Below are 21267 nucleotides of genomic sequence, written 5' to 3'. Positions count from 1 at the left end.
ACCGAATGTGTGGCGAGTGCTTTCCGCTCGTCTCGGCATCGGCACCCATCACCCGTTCCAAAATCGACGTAAAACTGGCATAGCTTCTCCACGGAATCGCGATGGCGCGAACGGGGTGGAGCAGGCATGACGCAGGCGGTATTGGGCATCATCGGCGGCTCCGGCATCTATGATCTGCCGGGGCTGGAGGACGCTCGCGAAGAGGTGATCAGGAGCCCCTGGGGTGAGCCGTCGGCGCCCCTGCGGCGCGGCTCAATTGCCGGCCTGCCGATCGTGTTCCTGCCGCGTCACGACAAGGGCCACCGGCTGTCGCCCTCCGACATCAATTATCGCGCCAATATCGACGTCCTCAAGCGCGCAGGGGTCACAGACCTGATCTCGCTGTCGGCCTGTGGCTCGTTCAGGGAGGAGCTGCCGCCGGGAACCTTCGTTCTCGTCGACCAGTTCGTCGATCGTACCCACAAGCGCGAGAGCTCGTTCTTCGGGAGGGGATGCGTCGCGCATGTGTCGATGGCGCACCCGGTCTCGCCGCGGCTGCGCATCCATCTTGCCACGGCGGCCGAAGCCGAGGGCATCGCGTTTGCGCGCGGCGGCACCTATGTCTGCATGGAGGGACCGCAATTCTCGACCTATGCGGAAAGCATGACCTACAAGACGCTTGGCTATTCCGTGATCGGCATGACCAACATGCCCGAGGCGAAACTCGCGCGCGAGGCCGAGCTTTGCTACGCCACCGTCGCGATGGTGACGGATTTCGATTGCTGGCATCCCGATCACGACGCCGTCACCGTGCAGGACATCGTCCGCGTTCTGAGCTCGAACGCCGACAAGGCAAAAGCGCTGGTGGCGCGGCTGGCGAAAGACTTCCCGCGCGAGCATGAGCCGTGTCCGATCGGTTCGGACCGCGCGCTCGATACCGCGCTGATCACCGCGCCCGAGGCGCGCGATCCCGAGCTCTTGAAGAAGCTCGATGCGGTGGCTGGGCGCATCCTGCGAACGTGATACGAAAGGCAGAATGCCATGAAGGTCGACGGCAAGCATTTCCGCAGCATCTGGCGTGAGCGCGATGGCTGGTCGGTCGGCGCGATCGACCAGCGCCGGCTGCCGCACGAATTCATCGTTGCGAAGCTGACCTCATGCGAGGACGCGGCCCTCGCCATCCGCGACATGCTGGTGCGCGGTGCGCCGCTGATCGGCGCGACCGCGGCTTACGGCATGGCACTCGCAATGCGCGAGGACGCTTCCGACGAGGGCCTGAAGCGCGCCTACGACACGCTCGTGGTGGCGCGGCCAACGGCGATCAATCTGAAATGGGCCCTGGACGAGATGCGCGCGAGCCTCGCGCCGATCGATCCGCTGGAGCGCGCGGAAGCTGCCTATGCGCGCGCCGACGAGATCGTCGAGCAGGACGTCGAGATCAACCGCGGCATCGCCGGAAATGGCCTGAAACTCATCGAGGCGATCGTCGCAAAGAAGAAGCCAGGCGAGACGGTGAATGTGCTGACCCATTGCAATGCCGGCTGGCTTGCGACCGTCGATTGGGGCACGGCGACGGCGCCGATCTATCTGGCGCATGAGCGCGGCATCAAGATCCATGTCTGGGTCGACGAGACGCGACCGCGCAACCAAGGCGCCTCGCTCACGGCTTGGGAACTCGGCCATCACGGCGTGGCGCATACGGTGATTCCCGACAATACCGGCGGGCATCTGATGCAGCACGGCATGGTCGATCTCGCCATCGTCGGCACCGATCGCGTTGCCGCCAATGGCGACGTCTGCAACAAGATCGGCACATATTTGAAGGCGCTCGCCGCGCACGACAATAACGTGCCGTTCTATGTCGCGCTGCCGTCACCGACGATCGATTTCGCCGTCGACGACGGCATCCGCGACATCCCGATCGAGCAGCGCAGCGGTACGGAAGTCACCGACATGACCGGCCGCACCGCAGACGGAAGGCTTGAGACGGTGCGCATCGTGCCAGAGGGCTCGCCGGTCGCGAATTATGCGTTCGACGTGACCCCGGCGCGGCTCGTCACCGGCCTTATCACCGAGCGCGGCGTATTGAAAGCCGACCGCGCGTCGCTGGCGGCTGCGTTTCCCGAGCGTATTGCCGCCGCTGCGGAATAGTCAGTTCGCCAGGCGCGATTTTTCCACGCTGTCATTGCGAGTGCAGTGAAGCAATCCAGAAATCCCACCGCGGAAGCGGTCTGGATTGCCTCGCTGCGCTCGCAATGACGGAGAATGGCGCTCTAGCTCAGCTTCAATCCCGTTGCTGCCTCGAGCTCGGCAATCGCCTGAGCGCCGCTGGTCACCTTGATCGTCGTCATGCCCATCTCGCGTGCCGGCTTCAGATTGACGCCGAGATCGTCGAGATAGACGCAATTCTTCGGATCAACCCTCAGAGTCTCGACCATCAGCTGATAGATGCGCGGGTCGGGCTTGCGCAGGCCGATCTTGGCGGACTCGATCACATGGTCGAACAGCACCATCACCTCGGCGACATAGAGTGAGCGCCCGGTCATGCTGCCGATCGCATTGGCCGGCAGATTGTTGGTAATGCAGCCGGTCTTGAATTGCGCCTTGATGCGCTTCAGCGCTTCGACCATCTCGGGGCGCAGATCGCCCTGAAGCAGCGGTAGCACGTCGCGGCCGCGCACCTCCGCGCCGAGCGCCAGCGACTCCGTCGCGAACAAATGATCGAACGTGTCGATATCGACCTCGGCGCGTTCGAACTTGGCCCAGGCATTTTCCAGATGATTGGCGGCATTGGTGCGCCGGATGATATCGAGGGGCAGGCCACGCTCCGTCTCGAACCGCGTGAACGCCTCGAATGGCGAACTCGTCAGCACGCCGCCAAAATCAAAGATCACAGCTTCGATCGTCAAGATCCCGCCCTCGTCAATTCCTTTCCAAGAGCGCTAGCATGCGCTATCGGCAAGGGCCAGTCCGAAGCCATCCCACCGCGTCACCGATGCCGAAGCGTGTTCCCATGAAAAAGCTTGCAACCATCATTACAGCCGCGCTGCTGCTGGCCACGCCCGCTTATGCCATCGTTGGCGGCGGCACGCCGCAGGCCGATGGTGTCGCGCGCGCCGTCGTCACGATCGTCGGCTCGCGCGGCAATTTCTGTACCGGCACCCTGGTTGCGCCGAAGCTGGTGCTCACCGTTGCCCACTGCGTGCAGCCCGGCGCGGACTACAAGATCGTCGATCGCGGCATCGACGGGCAGCCGCAACTGCTGAATGTCCGCACCGTCGCGATCCATCCGAGTTTCAACATGCAGGCAATGCAGGCGCATCGCGCTACCGCCGACTTGGCGCTGCTGCAACTGGAAATTCCACTCAAGGGAAAATCGACGGTGCCGGTCGGTACGCCGAATATTCCGATTCAGGTCGGCAGCCGCTTCGTCATCGCCGGTATCGGCGTCACCGTGCGTGGCGACGGCAAGAGTGGCGGCGCGACGCGTGTTGCCGGTCTCGTCGCGACGGGTCAGCCCGGCACGCTCCAGATCAGGCTGGTCGACCCCGTAACCAACGGTGTTCGCGACGGAATTGGCGCCTGCACCGGCGATTCCGGCGGGCCCGTGTTCGAGGACAAGCCGACCGGAGCCGTGCTCGTCGGCGTGATCAGCTGGTCCACGGGGCCGAACGGAGCCGCCGGCTGCGGCGGGCTGACAGGGGTCACGCCGCTCACGCTCTATCGCGACTGGATCTTGCAGACCGCGCGGAGCTGGGGTGCGGCGCTGTGATTTGACCGCGACCTGATCTATGTCATCTTGAAGCGGAAGCGCGATGGGCGACCACGTCCATCACGGAGGAAACGCGCCGCCCGATCAAGGGCGGCCACAAAAACAAGCAAGGCATAGAAGCAACAATGAATGTCGCTGTTCGCAGTCACGCCACGGCCAAACAGGCTTCTGAACATTTCGACGTGCTGATCGTCGGCGCCGGGATCTCGGGCATCGGTAGCGCCTATCACATGACCAGGCAGCTTCCGGATGCGAGCTTCGTCATCCTGGAAACGCAGGCGACGTTCGGCGGCACATGGACCACGCATCGCTATCCCGGAATTCGTTCGGACAGCGATCTCCACACCTTCGGGTATAGCTTCAAGCCCTGGGTCGGTCCGCCGATCGCGACCGCCGAGGAAATCCTCGCCTACATGAACGAGGTGATCGACGAAAACGATCTCGCGCGGCATATCCGCTACAAGCACAAGATCAATTCGGCGAGCTGGTCGAGCGAGCAGAACCTCTGGACCATCGAGGCGGTGACGACCGACACCGGCGAGCCAAAAACTTTCACGGCGAACTTCCTCTGGATGTGCCAGGGCTATTACCGCCATTCGGAAGGCTATACGCCGGAATGGAAGGGCACGGATCGCTTCAAGGGCCGCATCGTTCATCCGCAGACCTGGCCCGATGATATCGACCTCGCGAACAAGAAGGTCGTCGTGATCGGCTCCGGCGCGACGGCGGCGACGCTGGTGCCGAACATTGCCGACAAATGCGCGCATGTCACGATGCTGCAGCGGTCGCCGACCTATTTCCGTTTGGGGCGCAACGCCATCGAGATCGCAGAGGAGCTGCGCAGGCTTCAGGTCGACGAGGCCTGGATCCACGAGATCGTCCGCCGCAAGATCCTGTTCGAGCAGGACGCGTTCACCAAACTTTGCTTGTCAAAACCCGAGCAGGTGAAGCAAGAGCTGATCGGGCAGATCAGCGCCGTGCTCGGTCCGGAGTACGATGTCGACACACATTTCACACCGAGCTACCGGCCCTGGCGGCAGCGCATCGCCTTCGTGCCCGATGCCGATCTGTTCAAGGGCATCGCCAGCGGCAAGGCGTCTGTCGTCACCGACGAGATCGAATGTTTCGTCGAGAACGGCATCCAGCTCAAATCCGGCAAGCTGCTGGAAGCTGACATCATCGTCACCGCAACCGGCTTCAATCTCGCGGCGCTCGGCGACATCGCCTTCGAGGTCGACGGCAAGCCGCTCGCCTTCGGCGACACCGTCACCTATCGCGGCATGATGTTCACGGGCGTGCCGAACATGGTCTGGGTGTTCGGCTATTTCCGCGCCAGCTGGACGCTGCGCGTCGACCTCGTCGCCGACTTCGTCTGCCGCCTGCTCGGTCACATGAAAACCAAAGGCAAGAAGAAGGTCGAGGTCAAGTTGCGTGCCGAAGACCACAACATGCCGATCCTGCCCTGGATCGATCCGGAAAACTTCAACCCCGGCTACATGATGCGCAACATGGACCTGCTGCCCAAGCGCGGCGACAAACCGGAATGGCAGCACAGCCAGGATTACTGGACCGAAAAGGACGAGATCCCGAAGACCGATCTGGATGGCGGGGAGTTTGTGTATGGGTGAGGTGGGGTAGGCGCTAACCACGCATTGCAATGTCGTCCCGGCGAAGGCCGGGACCCATACCGCGTGATCTGTCGACTGCGGTTGGTAGTAGTCCCACGATAACGAGTCATCGCCAAACTATGTCTTGTGGCTATGGGTCCCGGCCTGCGCCGGGACGACACTGGTTATTGGGGTGGGCAGGTCTCAACTCACCCGCAGCAAGACTACGAATTCCTTCTCGTCGCATTCGTTGCAATCGCCGCCGCCGCGGTCCGGTTCTCGACCCCGAGCTTGGCGTAGATCTGCTCGAGATGCTTGTCGACCGTGCGCGGGCTCAAGCCCAGAATCTGCGCGATATCGCGGTTGGTCTTGCCCTTGCTGAGCCAGGCCAGCACCTCGCCTTCGCGGGTGGTGAGGCCGAGCTCGCTGGTGAATTCGGGTGGCGGCGCGGTGCCGGACTCCCGGGAGAGCCGCAGCAGGAACTCGTTCGGCGCGGTCTCGCCCATGTAGTACAGGCGGAGCTGAGGATTGTCGGGCAGGGAAGCCGCCTGAGATTTCGAGCTGCCCTTGCCCTTGGCCTGCTCAAGCCATTGCAGCAATGGTACCGGCAGGACGAAGTCGTCGTCGGCCTGCGCGCCGTGGTGGTCCGCCAGCAGCTTCTGCGCCTGCGGGGTCGCCCACAACAATTTGCCCTGGCGGTTGACCGCGAACAGGAATCGGCCGGAGACGTCGAGCGCGGCGCGTGCGCTTTGCGTCAGCCGCGCATTGCCGAGATGAACGCGGATGCGCGCCAGCATCTCCTCGATCACGATCGGCTTGGTCACGTAGTCGACGCCGCCGGCCTCTAGCCCGCGCACGATGTGCTCGGTCTCGGCGAGCCCCGTCATGAAGATCACCGGGACATTGGCAAGGCCCGCATCACGCTTGAGGCGGCGGCAGGTCTCGAACCCGTCCATGCCCGGCATCACTGCGTCGAGCAGCACGATGTCGGGCGTGATCTGGTCGACGATGCGCATCGCGGCCGCGCCGTCGAGCGCCACCATCACCGTCATCCCTGCGCTGTCGAGCGCGTCGGTGAGCAGCCGCAGCGTCTCCGGGGAGTCGTCGACAACGAGCGCGACGTCGCGCTTTTTCGACTCAGTGCTCATACGCATGCAACGTCTTCAATGTGGCCATGTACTGGTCGAGATCGAAGCGGTCGACCAGCGACCGCATTTCCGCGACGAAGTCGGCATGTTCAGGGTGCTCGCTGCCAATCTCGTCCAGCTTCAACTGGATAGCCTTGACGTAGCCGATCTGACCGAGCCCGATCAGTGCCTCGACGTGTTGTACCGGCGGTCGCGAGCCGCTCTCCGGCCGCCACAGCGGCACCGCGATCTCCTCCGAGCCGTATTGCCATTCGATCTTGAGAAGCTGGCGGATGCTTTCCAAAAGCCTGGGAATGTCGATCGGCTTCATCAGATAGCCGTCGTGGAAGGGCTGCGCCAGCGGTGTGCCGTGGGCCTCGAGCGCGCTGGCCGACACCATCAGGATCCGCGCCTGATGGTGGCCGTTGGCGCGGAGCGTCTCCGCGACCGTCCAGCCATCCATGCCCGGCATGGAAATGTCGAGCAGGAACAGATCGGGCCGGCAGTGCTGGGCCAGCGCCAGGCAACCAGGTCCGTCGGGCGCGCTGAGCAGGATGAAGCCGAGTGGTGTCAACACCTCGCGCAGGAGGTCGCGATGCACGGGATCGTCGTCGGTGATGAGGATGGTCTTGCGCGCGCCGTGATAGCCGGAGATCGGGGCCTCCACCGGCGCAATGCGCTGCGGATTGGTGACTTCCGAGAGCAGCATCTTGACCTTGAACGTGCTGCCGCTGCCGACCGTGCTCAAGACCTTGATGTCGCCGCCCATGACGCCGGCGAGCAGCCGGCTGATGGTCAGGCCCAGCCCGGTGCCGGTCTGCGGCTGCGAGACACCGAGCGCGCCGCGTTCGAACGGTGCGAAGATGCGTTCGAGATCATCGCCCTGGATACCGGGGCCGGTGTCGATCACCTCGAACTCCGCGACCGGGCTGCGATAGTGCACCACGAACTGCACACTGCCGGCCTGGGTGAACTTGATTGCGTTGGACAGCAGATTGATCAGCACCTGGCGCAGCCGCTTCTCGTCGGCATAGACCACGACCGGCAAATGCGCCGGCCGCCTGAACACGAAGTCGATGCTCTTGGCAGCGGCCTGAAGGCGGAACATGCCGACGAGCTGGTCGAGGAATTCGCTCAAGCGCACTTCGTCGCGTGACAGGTACAGCCGCCCCGCCTCGATCTTGGAGATGTCCAGAATGCCGTCGATCAGGCCGGAGAGGTGATCAGCGCTGCGGCGGACGACGCGGACCTGGTCGCGCGGCTTTGTGTTAAGCGTCGTATCTTGCTCCAGGAGTTGGGCATAGCCGCTGATCGCATTCAGCGGCGAGCGCAGTTCGTGGCTCAGGCCCACCACGTAGCGGCTCTTGGCGAGGTTGGCGGATTCGGCGATTTCCTTGGCGCGCTGGAGCTCTGCGTCGGTGCGCTTGTGTGCATCGATCTCCTGGATCAGCAGCGTGGTCTGGCGCCGGGTCTCGGCCTCGGCGGCCCGTCGGCTCTGCTGCGCCAGCACGAACAGCCAGGCCACCACGCCGATGATGATGCTGAGCGAGAAGAACACCTTCCAGAGCACGTTGGAGACGAGCATGTTCTCGCCGGGCACGCTGACGGAGGTCTGGAGGTAGATCAGCCCCAGCACCAGCGCGACGAGGCCCGCGGAGATCACGAACACACCGATGTAGTGGCCGAACTGCGAGTTGATCCGCTGGTAGATCGGCTGCGGTAAGATCCTGGCGAGCGCGTCGGCGAACTGCACCTGCGCCCGCGCATGCGGTTTGCACAAATCATGGCAGCGCGCATCGAGCGAGCAGCATAGCGAGCAGATCGGGCCGGCATAGGCTGGACAGGAGGTCATGTCCTCCGGCTCGAAATGGTGCTCGCAGATGCAGCACTGGATCGATTCGATATTGGCCCAGCTCCTCTTCGGCTTGCGCGCGATGTAGTATTTTCCGTCGGTGAGCCATGCGATGACGGGCGCGGTGACGAAGGCGACCGTCAGCGCGACAAAGGCCGCGAGCGCTTTCATGGTCGATCCGAACAAGCCGTAGAAGGCCGCGATCGAGACGATGGTCGCGATCGTCATCGCGCCGACGCCGACCGGGTTGATGTCGTAGAGATGGGCGCGCTTGAACTCCATCTGCGGTGGGCGCAGGCCGAGCGGCTTGTTGACCACGAGATCGGCCACCAGCGCGCCGACCCAGGCGATCGCGACGTTGGAGTAGAGCGCGAGCGTCTGCTCTAGCGCCTTGTAGACGCCGATTTCCATCAGCAGCAGCGCCACCATCACGTTGAACACCAGCCAGACGACCCGGCCGGGATGGCTATGCGTCAGACGCGAGAAGAAGTTCGACCAGGCGATCGAGCCTGCATAGGCGTTGGTGACGTTGATCTTGAGCTGCGACAGGATCACAAACGCGCCGGTGAGTGCCAAGGCCATGTCCGGCTGCGACAGCACGTAGCGAAACGCTTCGAGATACATGTGCGCCGGCTCGGCCGCCAGCTCGCTGGAGAGACCGTGGCTCAGCGCGAAGAAGGCGAGAAACGAGCCCAGCAGCAGTTTCAGCGCGCCGAAGATGATCCAGCCGGGGCCCGCGATCAGCAGGGCGGCCCACCACGACGTTCGCGAGGTGCGGCGGTCGCGCGGCAGGAACCTGAGGAAGTCGACCTGCTCGCCGATCTGGGCCACCAGCGAAAACACCACGGAGGATGCGACACCGAACAGCAGCAGATCGAAATGTCCGCTGGGGTCGCCGTGCTCGCCGGCGAATTTCCGCCACTCCGTGAACGAATAAGGGTTGGCCCAGGCGATCGCGGCGAAGGGCAGGATGTGCAGAATGATCCAGATCGGCTGCGTCCAGAGCTGGAAGCGGCTGATCAGCGTGATGCCGTAGGTGACAAGCGGGATGATCGCAACCGCGCTGATGAGATAGCCGATCGGGCGCGGAATGCCGAAGCACATCTCGAGCGCCGTCGCCAGGATCACCGCCTCGATGGCGAAGAAAATGAAGGTGAAAGAGGCGTAGATCAGCGAGGTGACGGTCGAGCCGATATAGCCGAACCCGGCGCCGCGGGTGAGCAGGTCAATGTCGATGCCGCATTTGGCGGCATAATAGGCAATCGGAACGCCGCAGCAGAAGATGATGGTGGAGACGACGAGGATCGCGGCGGTGGCGTTGGTCACGCCGTAGTTCAGGGTGATGGTGCCGCCGATCGCCTCCAGCGCAAGAAAGGAGATGGCGCCCAGTGCAGTGTTGGCGACGCGGGCGGCGGACCACCGGCGCGCGCTCTTGGCGGTGAAGCGCAGCGCGTAGTCTTCCAGCGTCTGGTTGGCGACCCATTGATTGTACTGGCGCCTGACGCGATCTATCCGCTGCCGCCCTGCCACTTAACCCCCACTCCCGAACTCCCGGATCCCTCGCAAAACCTGTACCAAAAGCCTACGTCGTCATTTTGCGGTGCAGTATACGCGATCTTGCGTATGCTTGCAGTGCACAAATTCGAGCCATCCTCACGGCACCAATCGCGTGTCCTCGAACAACAGTGGGGTGCTCATGTCAGACGAAGCGAACAAGGGCCTGTTATCGCCGCTCCGGCGTAAATTATTGATGGGAATGGCGGCCGTGCCGGCCATCGCCATGCTGCCGCGAGCATCTTTTGCGCAGGCGCCGGCGACCTCGGCGGTCAATACCACGGGCCTCGCGGTCACCGACACGGAGGTGACGGTCGGCATCCTGCATTCGGCGACCGGCACCATGGCGATCTCCGAAACCGGCTCGATCGAAGCCGAAAAGCTCGCCATCGAGCAGATCAACGCCATGGGCGGCGTGCTCGGGCGCAAGATCAAGTTCATCCAGGAGGACGGCGCCAGCGACTGGCCGACCTTTGCCGAAAAGGCCAAGAAATTGCTGGTCAACGACAAGGTCGCGGCGATCATGGGCTGCTGGACCTCCGCGTCCCGCAAGGCCGTGCTGCCCGTCATGGAGCAGTACAACGGCATGCTCTACTACCCGACCTTCTACGAAGGTCTCGAGCAGTCCAAGAACGTGATCTACACCGGCCAGGAGGCCACTCAGCAGATCCTCGCCGGCCTGAACTGGATCGCCAAGGAGAAAGGCGCGAAGTCGTTCTTCTTCATCGGCTCCGACTACATCTGGCCGCGCACCTCGAACAAGATCGCGCGCAAGCACGTCGAGAACGTGCTGAAGGGCAAGGTCGTCGGCGAAGAGTATTATCCGCTCGGCAATACCCAGTTCAACTCGGTCATCAACAAGATCAAGCTGACCAAGCCCGACGTGATCTTCACCGACGTCGTCGGCGGCTCGAACGTCGCGTTCTACAAGCAGCTCAAGGCGGCCGGCATCGACCTCTCCAAGCAGGCGCTGCTGACGATCTCGGTCACCGAAGACGAAATCGACGGCATCGGCGGCGAGAACATCGCGGGCGCCTATGCCTGCATGAAGTACTTCCAGTCGCTCGACAATCCGAACAACAAGTCTTTCGTCCCGGCGTTCAAGAAGATGTGGGGCGAGAAGACCGTGATCGGAGACGTCACCCAGGCTGCCTATCTCGGCCCGTGGTTGTGGAAGTTGACGGTGGAGAAGGCGGGCTCCTTCGACATCGACAAGATCGCGGCGGCGTCGCCGGGCATCGAGTTCAAGGGCGCTCCGGAAGGCTATGTGCGCATCCACGAAAATCATCACCTCTGGTCGAAGACCCGGGTGGGACGCGCCAAGCTCGATGGCCAGTTCGAACTGATCTACGAGACCGCCGACCTGGTCGAGCCGGATCCGTTCCCCAAGGGCTACCAGTAAGTCACGGCGTTCGCCGCCGTTTCCCTCTCAGGCAAAACCTCTCCCTGGCGTGGACCGCAAATCCACGCCCAAGACCCCGCGTCGCGAACCTGCTCGCGACGCGGGACCCCTTCCCGACGGAGGACATCGATGTTCGGCGACTACTCGCTTGGTGACCTTGGCTCCATCTTCGTCATGCAGGGCTTTGCAGGACTGATCCTGTTCTCCGTCTACGTGCTGATGGCGCTGGGTCTCGCGATCATCTTCGGCCAGATGGGCGTCATCAACATGGCCCATGGCGAGTTCATGATCCTCGGGGCCTACGTCACCTGGATGACTTCGAATTTCTTCCAATCCTATTTGCCGAGCCTGTTCAGCGGCTACTTTTTCCTCGCGATGGTCCTGGCCTTTGTCGCCTCCGGTGCGCTGGGGATGCTGGTGGAATGGGTGCTGATACGGCATCTCTACAAGCGTCCGCTCGACACTCTGCTTGCGACCTGGGGCCTCAGCCTGATGCTGCAGCAGGCCTATCGCTCCGTGTTCGGCGCGCGCGAGGTCGGCGTCGAGCTACCGCAATGGATGCTTGGCTCGCTCCACGTGACCGACAGCATCGAAGTGCCCATCAACGGCGTCTTCGTGATGTGCCTCACTGTCCTGATCACCGTCGGTGTCGCCTACGTGATGTACAAATCGCGCTGGGGTCGGCAGGTGCGCGCCGTCGTGCAGAACCGCATCATGGCCGGTGCCGTCGGCATCAACACCGAAAAGGTGGATCGCTACACTTTCGGTCTCGGCTGCGGCATTGCCGGTGTCGCCGGGAGCGCCTTCACGATGATCGGCTCGACCGGGCCGACCTCCGGACAGCTCTACATCGTCGATACGTTCCTGGTGGTCGTGTTCGGCGGCGCGGCGAGCCTGCTCGGCACCATCGCATCGGCCTTCTCGATTTCGCAGACCCAATCCACCCTCGAGTTCTTCATGTCGGGCTCGATGGCCAAGGTGCTGACGCTGCTTGCCGTTGTCGGAATCCTGATGCTGAGGCCGCAAGGGCTGTTCGCCCTCAAGGTCCGCAAGTGAGAAACTGGGGCTGATGCAATGACCGACAATCGCTTTTTCAATCGATCGGAGCTCATCGGAATTCTGGTGCTCGCGGTCTTCCTGGTGGTGGTGCTGCCCCTCACGCTCGATGTCTTCAGGCTCAACCTGGTCGCAAAATACCTGACTTATGCCTTCGTTGCGTTGGGGCTGGTGGTCTGCTGGGGCTATGGCGGCATTCTCAGCCTTGGCCAGGGCGTGTTCTTCGGGCTCGGCGGCTACTGCATGGCCATGTTCCTGAAGCTCGAGGCGTCGAGCGTGGCGAACACCAAGATCCAGTCGACCCCAGGCATTCCCGATTTCATGGACTGGAATCAAATCACCGCGCTGCCGCTGTTCTGGAAGCCTTTTGGCAGCCTGACCTTCACGATCGCCGCCATCATTCTGGTGCCCGGCATCTTTGCTCTCATCATCGGCACTGCGATGTTCAAGCGCCGCGTCGGTGGCACCTACTTTGCCATCATCACCCAGGCGGTCGCGGCCATCCTGACCATCCTGATCGTGGGCCAGCAGGGCTACACCGGCGGCATCAACGGCATGACCGATCTGCGCACGCTGAAAGGATGGGACATCCGGCCCGACCACGCCAAAATCGTGCTGTATTTCTTCGAGGTCGGATGCCTGTTGGTCTGCATCATGATCGCGCAGTTCGTCCGGCACTCCAAGCTCGGGCGCATCCTGGTCGCGATGCGGGAGAAGGAGGACCGCGTCCGCTTCTCCGGCTACAGCGTCGCCAACTTCAAGATCTTCGCCTTCTGCGTCGCCGCAGTGTTCGCCGCCATCGGCGGCGCCATGTTCGCGCTCAATGTTGGCTTCATGTCGCCGTCCTTCGTCGGCATCGTGCCGTCGATCGAAATGGTGATCTACACGGCGGTCGGCGGCCGGTTGTCGATCCTAGGCGCAGTCTACGGCACGCTGCTGGTCAACTTCGCCAAGACCAGCCTGTCGGAAACCTTTCCTGAATTGTGGCTGTTCGGACTGGGTGGGCTGTTCATCGCCGTGGTGCTGGCGTTTCCGAACGGCCTTGCCGGGATCTGGGGCGATTATGTGCAACCGCGCATCGACAGCTTGATCTCGTCGCGCAAACCGAAGCCCGAAGGCTGGACCGACAGCTCGGTCGCCGACGGCGCCCCGGCGGAGTGAGGGGATCGTCATGCTCGTCGGTCATCACGATGCCGATGCCATACTGGCAGTGAGGAAATAGATCATGCTCGTCGGTCATCACGATGCCGATGCCACGCTGACAGTGAGGAGATAGATCATGCTCATCGGTCATCAGCCCAAGGAATTCCTGCTCGCCGTCGAAGCGCTGACCGTGTCGTTCGACGGGTTCAAGGCGGTCAACGATCTCTCCTTCTATGTCGACGAGAACGAGATCCGCGTCATCATCGGTCCGAACGGCGCCGGCAAGACCACCGTGCTCGACCTGATCTGCGGCAAGACCAAAGCGACCTCCGGTTCGATCCAGTTCCGCGGCAAGGAGCTGACGCGGATGCGAGAGAACGAGATCGTCAAGACCGGGGTAGGCCGCAAGTTCCAGAACCCGTCGATCTATGACGATCTCACGGTGTTCGAGAATCTGGAGATTTCCTACCCGCGCGGACGCTCGGTGTTCGGGGCGCTGACCTTCACCCGCGATGCCGCCGTGCGCGACCGCGTGCATGAAGTCGCCGAAATGATCTTCCTGAAGGACCGGCTGAACGTGAATGCCGATCTGCTCAGCCATGGCCAGAAGCAATGGCTCGAGATCGGCATGCTGCTGATCCAGGACCCGGATCTGCTGATGCTGGACGAGCCCGTCGCCGGCATGAGCGTGTCCGAGCGCGCCAAGACCGCCGAGCTTCTCAACCGCATCATCAAGAACCGCTCGGTGCTCGTCATCGAGCACGACATGAAGTTTGTCGAGGACATCGCGCACAAGGTCACCGTGCTTCACCAGGGCCAGATCCTCTCGGAAGGGACCATGGAGAAGGTGAAGAACGATCCCAAGGTCGTCGAAGTCTATCTGGGTCACTAAGGAGCGCGACGATGCTGGCAATTTCTGATCTTCACGTCGCCTACGGCCAGAGCGAGGTGCTGCACGGGCTCAACGTCAAGGTCGCGCCCAACGAGATCGTGGCGATCATGGGCCGCAACGGCATGGGCAAGACCACGCTGATGAAGTCGCTGATGGGCATTTTGCCTACGAAAAGCGGCTCGGTGACCATGGACGGCGCCGAGCTCGGTGCCTTGCCGAGCTACGCGCGCGTGGCCAAGGGCCTCGCCTATGTGCCGCAGGGCCGCATGATCTTCTCCACCATGACGGTGAAGGAGAACATCGAGACCGGCCTCGTGGTCTCCGGCGGAACCGAGGTGCCCGGCGACATCTACGAACTGTTTCCGGTGCTGCTGGAGATGAAGGACCGCCGTGGCGGCAATCTCTCCGGCGGCCAGCAGCAGCAACTCGCGATCGCTCGCGCGCTGGCGACCAAGCCAAAAGTTCTGCTGCTGGACGAGCCGACCGAAGGTATCCAGCCGTCGATCATCAAGGAGATGGCGCGCACGCTCAAGCGCATCCGCGACGAGAAGGGGCTTTCGATCGTCGTGTCCGAGCAGGTCCTGAGCTTCGCGCTCGATATCGCCGACCGCGTGCTGGTGATCGAGAACGGCGAGATCGTCCGCGACGATCCGCGCGACGCCGTCGATGCCGCACAGGTCTCGAAATATCTGTCCGTCTAACCAACCGTGTAAAAGGGGAGCCTCTCGATGCCAGAGACACTGATCAAGGTCGATCTTACCAAGTCGGCCTATGAAAACGACATGGTGCATAACCGCTGGCACCCCGACATTCCGATCGTAGCCTGGGTCAATCCCGGCGACGATTTCATCATCGAGACCTATGACTGGACCGGCGGCTTCATCAAGAACAACGATTCCGCCGACGACGTGCGCGACATCGATCTGTCGATCGTGCACTTCCTCTCCGGCCCGATCGGCGTCAAGGGCACCGAGCCCGGCGACCTCCTCGTCGTCGACCTGCTCGACGTCGGTCCGATGAAGGAGAGCATGTGGGGCTTCAACGGCTTCTTCTCCAAGCAGAACGGCGGCGGTTTCCTCACCGATCATTTCCCGCTGGCGCAGAAGTCGATCTGGGACATCAAGGGCCTCTACACCTCGTCGCGGCATATTCCGGGCGTCAACTTCGCCGGCCTGATCCATCCCGGCCTGATCGGCTGTCTGCCCGATCCGAAGATGCTGGACACCTGGAACAAGCGCGAGGCCGAGCTGATCGCGACCAATCCGACCCGGGTGCCCGGCCTTGCCAATCCGCCGTTCGCGCCGACCGCCCATGGCGGCCGCGCCAAGGGCGAGGTCAAGGACAAGATCGGCGCGGAAGGCGCGCGCACCGTGCCGCCGCGCGAGCACGGCGGCAATTGCGACATCAAGGATCTCTCGCGCGGCTCAAAGATCTACTTCCCCGTCTATGTGCCGGGTGCCGGTCTCTCGATGGGCGATCTGCACTTCAGCCAGGGCGACGGCGAGATCACCTTCTGCGGCGCGATCGAGATGGCCGGCTGGCTACATCTGAAGGTCGAGGTGATCAAGGACGGCATGGCGAAGTACGGCGTCAAGAATCCGATCTTCAAGCCGTCGCCGATCACGCCGAATTACAAGGACTATCTGATCTTCGAGGGCATTTCGGTCGACGAGGCCGGCAAGCAGCACTATCTCGACGTCACCATTGCCTACCGTCAGGCGTGCCTGAATGCGATCGAATATCTGAAGAAGTTCGGCTACTCCGGTGCCCAGGCCTATTCGATCCTCGGCACGGCACCGGTTCAGGGCCACATCTCCGGCGTGGTCGACGTGCCCAATGCCTGTGCCACGCTATGGCTGCCGACGGAGATCTTCGACTTCGACGTGATGCCGTCCTCGGCAGGACCTATCAAGCACATCAAGGGCGATATCCAGATGCCGATCTCACCCGACAAATAATCCCTGCGCGACGGGATGCGGGACGGCGTATCTGCCGCCCCCGCATCCGCCGCGGCAGTTCTCTCACAGACAACAGCGTAGGGATGATGCGATGCCGGTCTATGAATATCTCTGTGACGATTGCGGTCCGTTCAAGGATATGCGCCCGATGGCCGAATGCGACGATCCGCAGGTCTGCCCGCAATGTGAAATCATGGCGCCGCGCGTCATTCTGACCGCTCCGAATTTCTTCTGCATGCCGTCGGAGACGCGCAAAGCTTACGCTGTCAATGAGCGCAGCGCGCACGCGCCGCAGACAGTCGCGCAGTACAAGGCCTCCCATGGTCCCGGCTGCGGCTGCTGCTCCACGGGCAAGAATTCATCGAAGAACGCGTCGGACAAGAAGAAACCTGCGCGGCTGGTGACCAAGACCAGGAGCGGCGCGAAGGGTTTTCCGACTGCGCGGCCCTGGATGATCAGTCACTGATTCAGGCGGCAATCTCAAACAGGGTAGAGGAGCAATTCAAATGCTTCACGGTGACATCTCCAGCAGCAACGACACCGTCGGCGTCGCGGTGGTCAACTACAAGATGCCGCGCCTGCACACCAAGACGGAGGTGCTCGACAACGCCCGCAAGATCGCCGGCATGGTGGTGGGCATGAAGACCGGTCTTCCCGGCATGGATCTGGTGATTTTCCCGGAATACTCCACCCAGGGCATCATGTACGATTCCAAGGAGATGTATGAGACCGCTTGCGCGGTCCCCGGTGAAGAGACCGCGATTTTTGCGGAGGCTTGCCGCAAGGCCAAGGTGTGGGGCGTGTTCTCGCTCACGGGCGAACGCCACGAGGAGCATCCGCACAAGGCGCCCTACAACACCCTGATCCTGATGAACGACAAGGGTGAGATCGTGCAGAAGTACCGCAAGATCATGCCGTGGGTGCCGATCGAGGGCTGGTATCCCGGCAATTGCACCTATGTCTCCGACGGCCCGAAGGGGATGAAGGTCAGCCTGATCATCTGCGACGACGGCAACTTCCCGGAGATCTGGCGCGACTGCGCCATGAAGGGCGCCGAATTGATTGTACGCTGCCAGGGCTACATGTATCCGGCCAAGGAGCAGCAGATCCTGATTTCAAAGGCGATGGCGTGGGCCAACAACGTCTATGTCGCGGTCGCCAACGCCGCCGGCTTCGACGGCGTCTACTCCTATTTCGGTCACTCCGCGATCATCGGCTTCGACGGCCGTACCCTCGGCGAGTGCGGCGAGGAGGATTACGGCATCCAATATGCCCAGCTGTCGAAGCATCTGATCCGCGATGCGCGCCGCAACGGCCAGTCGCAGAACCATCTCTACAAGCTGGTCCATCGCGGCTACACCGGCATGATCAATTCCGGCGAAAGCCCGCGCGGCGTCGCGGCCTGCCCCTATGATTTCTACAAGAACTGGATCGCCGATCCCGAGGGCACCCGTGACATGGTCGAGGCGATGACGCGCGCGACGCCCGGGACCGCCGAATGCCCGATCGACGGCATCCCGAATGAAGCGGGGCCGAGCAACTACTGAGCCATGGCTGCATCGACCACCCGGTCCTGCGCCGGCGTCGTGCATTACGCGTGCTGAGGGTCTACCGTTTCTGCTGCGCCGGCTTGCGCGGCGGTCGCGGAGCGGCGGCCGGCGTGGGTGTCCCGCTCATCTTGTTGGCGGCCTCGCTGACGTCGAGCAGCGATCGGCGGATGTCCTCGAGGAAGTTTGCCGACTTCTTTCTCATGGTGTCGGCGAGCTCGTGCAATCCCTGAATCTTTTCGAACAGCTCATCCGCCTTGCCGTCGGCGAAGCCCGGCACGACGCCTTCGATCTTTGTGACTGCCTTGTCGAAGCCCGCGAAGGCGCTGTCGACCTTGGCCATGACGGAATCGATTTCGCCGCCCTTGCTCCGGAGATCGGCGGTGTAGTTCTCGAACGTGCGCAGGCCCTCCTTGATCGCCGGTGCGTTGCTGACGATTGTGCGGTCGACACTATGCAGGGTGTCGACGATCGATTCGGCGTCGCTGAGATCGGCGGTCAGCACGGGGACGCCGTCCGAGTCCAGCGGCACTGGCGGCGCAGAGGGCGCGCCGCCGATCAGCGAGACCGCGGCGACGCCGGTGAGACCCTGGAACTCGATGCCCGCGACGGTGTCCTTGCGGATCGGCGCGGTATTGTCGAGCATCACCAGGGCCACGACCTTGCGCGGATTGTCCAGCTTGATCGACAGGATCTGGCCTGCGGGGACACCGTCGAAATTGACCGGCCCGCCGCGGCGCAGTCCGCTGGCGGAGCCGCCCTCGAATACCACGCGCAACTGGCTGCGGCTCTGGAGGGTGCGCCATTTCTGCACGCCGAGCACACCGCCGAACGCCACGGCGATCACCGCCAGCGTCGCCGTTCCGATCACCAGATTGCTCGCGCGTGCCATGCAGGGTGATTTTACGGCCAAACGAGGGAAGTTGGAAGGAGCTGCAATGGTACGTAGGGCGGGTTAGCGAAGCGTAACCCGCCAACGCCTCCTGCGGCCATGGACCGATTTGGCGGATTACGCTGCGCTAATCCGCCCTACGCGACATCAATGCCCAGCGGCGCGTTTGGCCGCGGCATTGTTCAGCACGATGAGGGCATCGACGGCGACGCCTGTTTTGGCATTGATCAGGAACGGATTGACGTCAATCGAGGCGATCCGGTCGCCGGCATCCGCGATCAGATTGGAGAGGCCGACCAGCGCCTTCACCGCGGAGGCCTCGTGCAAGGCCGGCTTGCCCCGATAGCCGCGCATCTTGATACCGGCTTTGGTGCGGCCGATCAGAAGCCGGGCCTCGGCCTCGTCCAGTGGCGCACCGGCGAGGGCCACGTCCTTCATCAGCTCGATGTCGATGCCGCCGGTGCCGAACAGCACGACCGGACCCATCTCGGCATCGAGGGAGGCGCCGACCACGAGCTCCAGATCGGCCTTGACCTGTTGCGCGATCAGGACGCCGTCGAGCTTCGGCTTGCCCTTCAGCCTGTTCACCCGCGCGGTGATGTCGGCGAACGCCTTCTTCACCTCGGCCGGGTTGTTGAGATTCAGCACCACGCCGCCGATGTCCGATTTGTGCAGGATCTCGGCGCTGACGACTTTGGCCACGACCGGGAAACCGATCTGCTTGGCGATCTTCACGGCCTCGGCTGCCGTCTGTGCGATTGCCTCCTTCGAGATCGGGATGCCATAGGCCTTCAGGAGCTTCTTCGAGGCGACCTCGTCGAGCGCGGCGCCCGTTGCCGATTTCAGCGCCTTCTCAAGCACGGCACGCGCGGCAGGCTTCGAGCTCGAGACGATATCGGGCACTTCCTTGCGCAGCTTGGCGTAGTCGAGCAGCGACTTGATCGCGGTCACCGCGCGATCCATGCCCTGCATGACCGCGAGATGTGGCAGCGACTTGCGCAAGGTCTTGGTGAACTCGGTGAAGCCGATCGACATCGCGCTGATATAGATCACCGGCTTGCCGGCCCGGCTCGCCATCTCGTCGACGATGCGCAGATTGCGCTCGCGCAGCTCGTGCGGCGCTTTCGGCAGCTCGGCATCGATGATGACGATGTCGATATCGGGGTCGTCGATCATCAGCCCGATCGATTTCATGTAGACGGAGGGATCGACCACCGCGGCAAAGCCGGCGTCGAGCGGGTTGCCGACGATCGAGCCCGGCCCGAGCATCTTTGCCAGCTCCGAGCCGACATGCGAGCTGAGTGGTGCAAAATTCAGGCCTTCTGCATCGAAGGCATCGATCAGCATGCCGCGCTTGCCGCCGGATAACGTCACTGCGGCGAGCCGGTCGCCCCTGGGCACAGCGGCATGAACGAAGCATTCGGTGGTCTCGATCAGCTCGTCGAGCCCGCCGACCCTGATGACTCCTTCGCGCGTTGCAATGGCGTCGAATGTCTCGATCGAGCCCGCGAGCGCGCCGGTGTGTGCCATCGCCGCCGCGCGGCCACCTTCGGACGACCCGAGCTTGAGCGCGATCACCGGTTTGCTCGCGGCGCGCGCCGCCTTGCAGGCGTCCCGGAATGCCTTGGTGTTGCGCACGCCTTCGAGGTAGACCACGATCACCTTGATGCTCGGATCCTCGGCGAAATAGCGCATCAGGTCCGGCGTCTCGAGCCCGGCTTCGTTGCCGGTCGTCACCATGTAGCCGACCCCGACGCCGCGATCTTCTAGGGCCTGGCGGATCGCCATGACGATGGCGCCGGATTGCCCGGCAATCGCCACCGCGCCCTGTTCCATGGTGACGATACGGTCGTCGATATTGGTGAAGAGCTTTTCGCCCGCGCTCAAATTGCCGAGGCAGTTCGGGCCGGTGACCGCCAATCCCGTCTCGCGCACGGCCGCGTGCAGTTCGGCGGCGAGCTTTTGGCTTTCCGCGTCCTGCAACTCGCTGAAGCCCGAGGTGACGATGGTGGCCGAGCGGGCGCCGGCTGCGGCGGCATCGCGGATCACCTGCACGGCAAAGCGCGCCGGCACCAGCACCAGCACGTGGTCGGGCTTCTCCGGGAGGCTTGCAAAGTCCTTGTAGCAGGGGACACCCCAGATGTTGTCGCGCTTGGCATTGACCGGATAGAGCCCGCCCTCGTAGCCGTATTTGACCAAATTGTTCCAGATGCGCTCGGCATAGTTGCCGGGCTTGTCGGTCGCGCCCACCAGCACGATGTTGCGGGGATGCAGCATGGCGTGGATGCCTTTGACGATGTCGCTGGCATCGGGCGGCGGTGACCATGGGCGCGACGAAGCGGAGGCGGCAGAAACGCGAGCTTCCATGGTGTGACCTCACCTGTTGTTCTTGTTGGCGGTGCGTTACTCTGTTCTATGGCGAGTTCTTCGGACTGGCAACCGCGTGGGCGGGTATGCCGTGTGATGGAATGAGCGCGCATCAAACG

The 21267-nt window shown here is 62.9% G+C and carries 17 protein-coding genes; 12 read left to right on the top strand and 5 right to left on the bottom strand.

From position 1 onward, the window contains the following. Positions 1 to 126 precede the first annotated feature (126 nt). Both AC0L3S_RS05800 and mtnA read left to right on the top strand, forming a co-directional pair. Entirely contained in the window at positions 127 to 1002 is an 876-nt protein-coding gene (locus AC0L3S_RS05800; RefSeq protein ID WP_473278399.1) for an S-methyl-5'-thioadenosine phosphorylase, read from the top strand. Between the two features lie 18 nt (positions 1003 to 1020). Continuing rightward, a complete protein-coding gene (gene mtnA, locus AC0L3S_RS05795; RefSeq protein WP_473278398.1) occupies positions 1021 to 2130 on the top strand; it encodes an S-methyl-5-thioribose-1-phosphate isomerase in 1110 nt (369 codons plus the stop codon). 122 nt (positions 2131 to 2252) lie between these two features. Here the strand turns inward: mtnA and AC0L3S_RS05790 are convergent, their stop codons facing one another. Continuing rightward, positions 2253 to 2888, bottom strand: coding sequence for an HAD-IA family hydrolase (locus tag AC0L3S_RS05790; RefSeq protein WP_473278397.1), 636 nt, complete (start codon positions 2886 to 2888; stop codon positions 2253 to 2255). 104 nt (positions 2889 to 2992) lie between these two features. Between AC0L3S_RS05790 and AC0L3S_RS05785 the strand changes: the two genes are divergently transcribed. Together AC0L3S_RS05785 and AC0L3S_RS05780 are read left to right on the top strand one after the other, a co-directional pair. Then, positions 2993 to 3751, top strand: coding sequence for a S1 family peptidase (locus AC0L3S_RS05785; protein WP_473278396.1), 759 nt, complete (start codon positions 2993 to 2995; stop codon positions 3749 to 3751). 125 nt (positions 3752 to 3876) lie between these two features. Continuing rightward, on the top strand, positions 3877 to 5379 hold the full coding sequence (locus AC0L3S_RS05780; protein WP_473278395.1) for a flavin-containing monooxygenase: 1503 nt from the start codon (positions 3877 to 3879) through the stop codon (positions 5377 to 5379). Between the two features lie 203 nt (positions 5380 to 5582). Here AC0L3S_RS05780 and AC0L3S_RS05775 read toward each other — a convergent pair whose 3' ends face one another. Next, a complete protein-coding gene (locus AC0L3S_RS05775; RefSeq protein WP_473278394.1) occupies positions 5583 to 6512 on the bottom strand; it encodes a response regulator in 930 nt (309 codons plus the stop codon). Further along, positions 6496 to 9867, bottom strand: coding sequence for a hybrid sensor histidine kinase/response regulator (locus tag AC0L3S_RS05770; protein WP_473278393.1), 3372 nt, complete (start codon positions 9865 to 9867; stop codon positions 6496 to 6498). Before AC0L3S_RS05770 ends, AC0L3S_RS05775 begins: the two co-directional genes overlap by 17 nt. Before the next feature lie 166 nt (positions 9868 to 10033). Between AC0L3S_RS05770 and urtA the strand changes: the two genes are divergently transcribed. The 8 genes from urtA (at position 10034) to AC0L3S_RS05730 (ending at position 17889) form a co-directional block, all read left to right on the top strand. Then, entirely contained in the window at positions 10034 to 11293 is a 1260-nt protein-coding gene (gene urtA, locus AC0L3S_RS05765; protein ID WP_473278392.1) for an urea ABC transporter substrate-binding protein, read from the top strand. Between the two features lie 129 nt (positions 11294 to 11422). Then, complete coding sequence (gene urtB, locus AC0L3S_RS05760; RefSeq protein ID WP_473265943.1) at positions 11423 to 12349, top strand: urea ABC transporter permease subunit UrtB; 927 nt, start codon at positions 11423 to 11425, stop codon at positions 12347 to 12349. 18 nt (positions 12350 to 12367) lie between these two features. Continuing rightward, complete coding sequence (gene urtC, locus AC0L3S_RS05755; protein WP_473265944.1) at positions 12368 to 13510, top strand: urea ABC transporter permease subunit UrtC; 1143 nt, start codon at positions 12368 to 12370, stop codon at positions 13508 to 13510. A 118-nt stretch (positions 13511 to 13628) separates the two neighbouring features. Beyond that, entirely contained in the window at positions 13629 to 14384 is a 756-nt protein-coding gene (gene urtD / locus AC0L3S_RS05750) for an urea ABC transporter ATP-binding protein UrtD (RefSeq protein WP_473265945.1), read from the top strand. 11 nt (positions 14385 to 14395) lie between these two features. Continuing rightward, positions 14396 to 15085, top strand: coding sequence for an urea ABC transporter ATP-binding subunit UrtE (gene urtE / locus AC0L3S_RS05745; protein ID WP_219679705.1), 690 nt, complete (start codon positions 14396 to 14398; stop codon positions 15083 to 15085). Between the two features lie 27 nt (positions 15086 to 15112). After that, positions 15113 to 16342 (top strand): formamidase, encoded by a 1230-nt coding sequence (gene fmdA / locus AC0L3S_RS05740; RefSeq protein WP_473278391.1) that lies wholly within the window; start codon positions 15113 to 15115, stop codon positions 16340 to 16342. Between the two features lie 91 nt (positions 16343 to 16433). Then, on the top strand, positions 16434 to 16808 hold the full coding sequence (locus AC0L3S_RS05735; RefSeq protein ID WP_473265947.1) for an FmdB family zinc ribbon protein: 375 nt from the start codon (positions 16434 to 16436) through the stop codon (positions 16806 to 16808). 40 nt (positions 16809 to 16848) lie between these two features. Continuing rightward, on the top strand, positions 16849 to 17889 hold the full coding sequence (locus AC0L3S_RS05730; RefSeq protein WP_473278390.1) for an aliphatic amidase: 1041 nt from the start codon (positions 16849 to 16851) through the stop codon (positions 17887 to 17889). 61 nt (positions 17890 to 17950) lie between these two features. On the opposite strand, the gene AC0L3S_RS05725 is transcribed toward AC0L3S_RS05730, so the two are convergent. Beyond that, on the bottom strand, positions 17951 to 18781 hold the full coding sequence (locus tag AC0L3S_RS05725) for an MlaD family protein (protein WP_027565993.1): 831 nt from the start codon (positions 18779 to 18781) through the stop codon (positions 17951 to 17953). Positions 18782 to 18928: 147 nt separating this feature from the next. Next, the gene (locus tag AC0L3S_RS05720; RefSeq protein ID WP_473278389.1) at positions 18929 to 21148 is read right to left on the bottom strand and encodes an acetate--CoA ligase family protein; all 2220 of its coding nucleotides are present in this window, start codon (positions 21146 to 21148) and stop codon (positions 18929 to 18931) included. Positions 21149 to 21267 lie beyond the last annotated feature (119 nt).

The organism is Bradyrhizobium sp. Ken01 (assembly GCF_055807355.1).
This window is presented reverse-complemented; position numbering and strand designations above follow the sequence as displayed.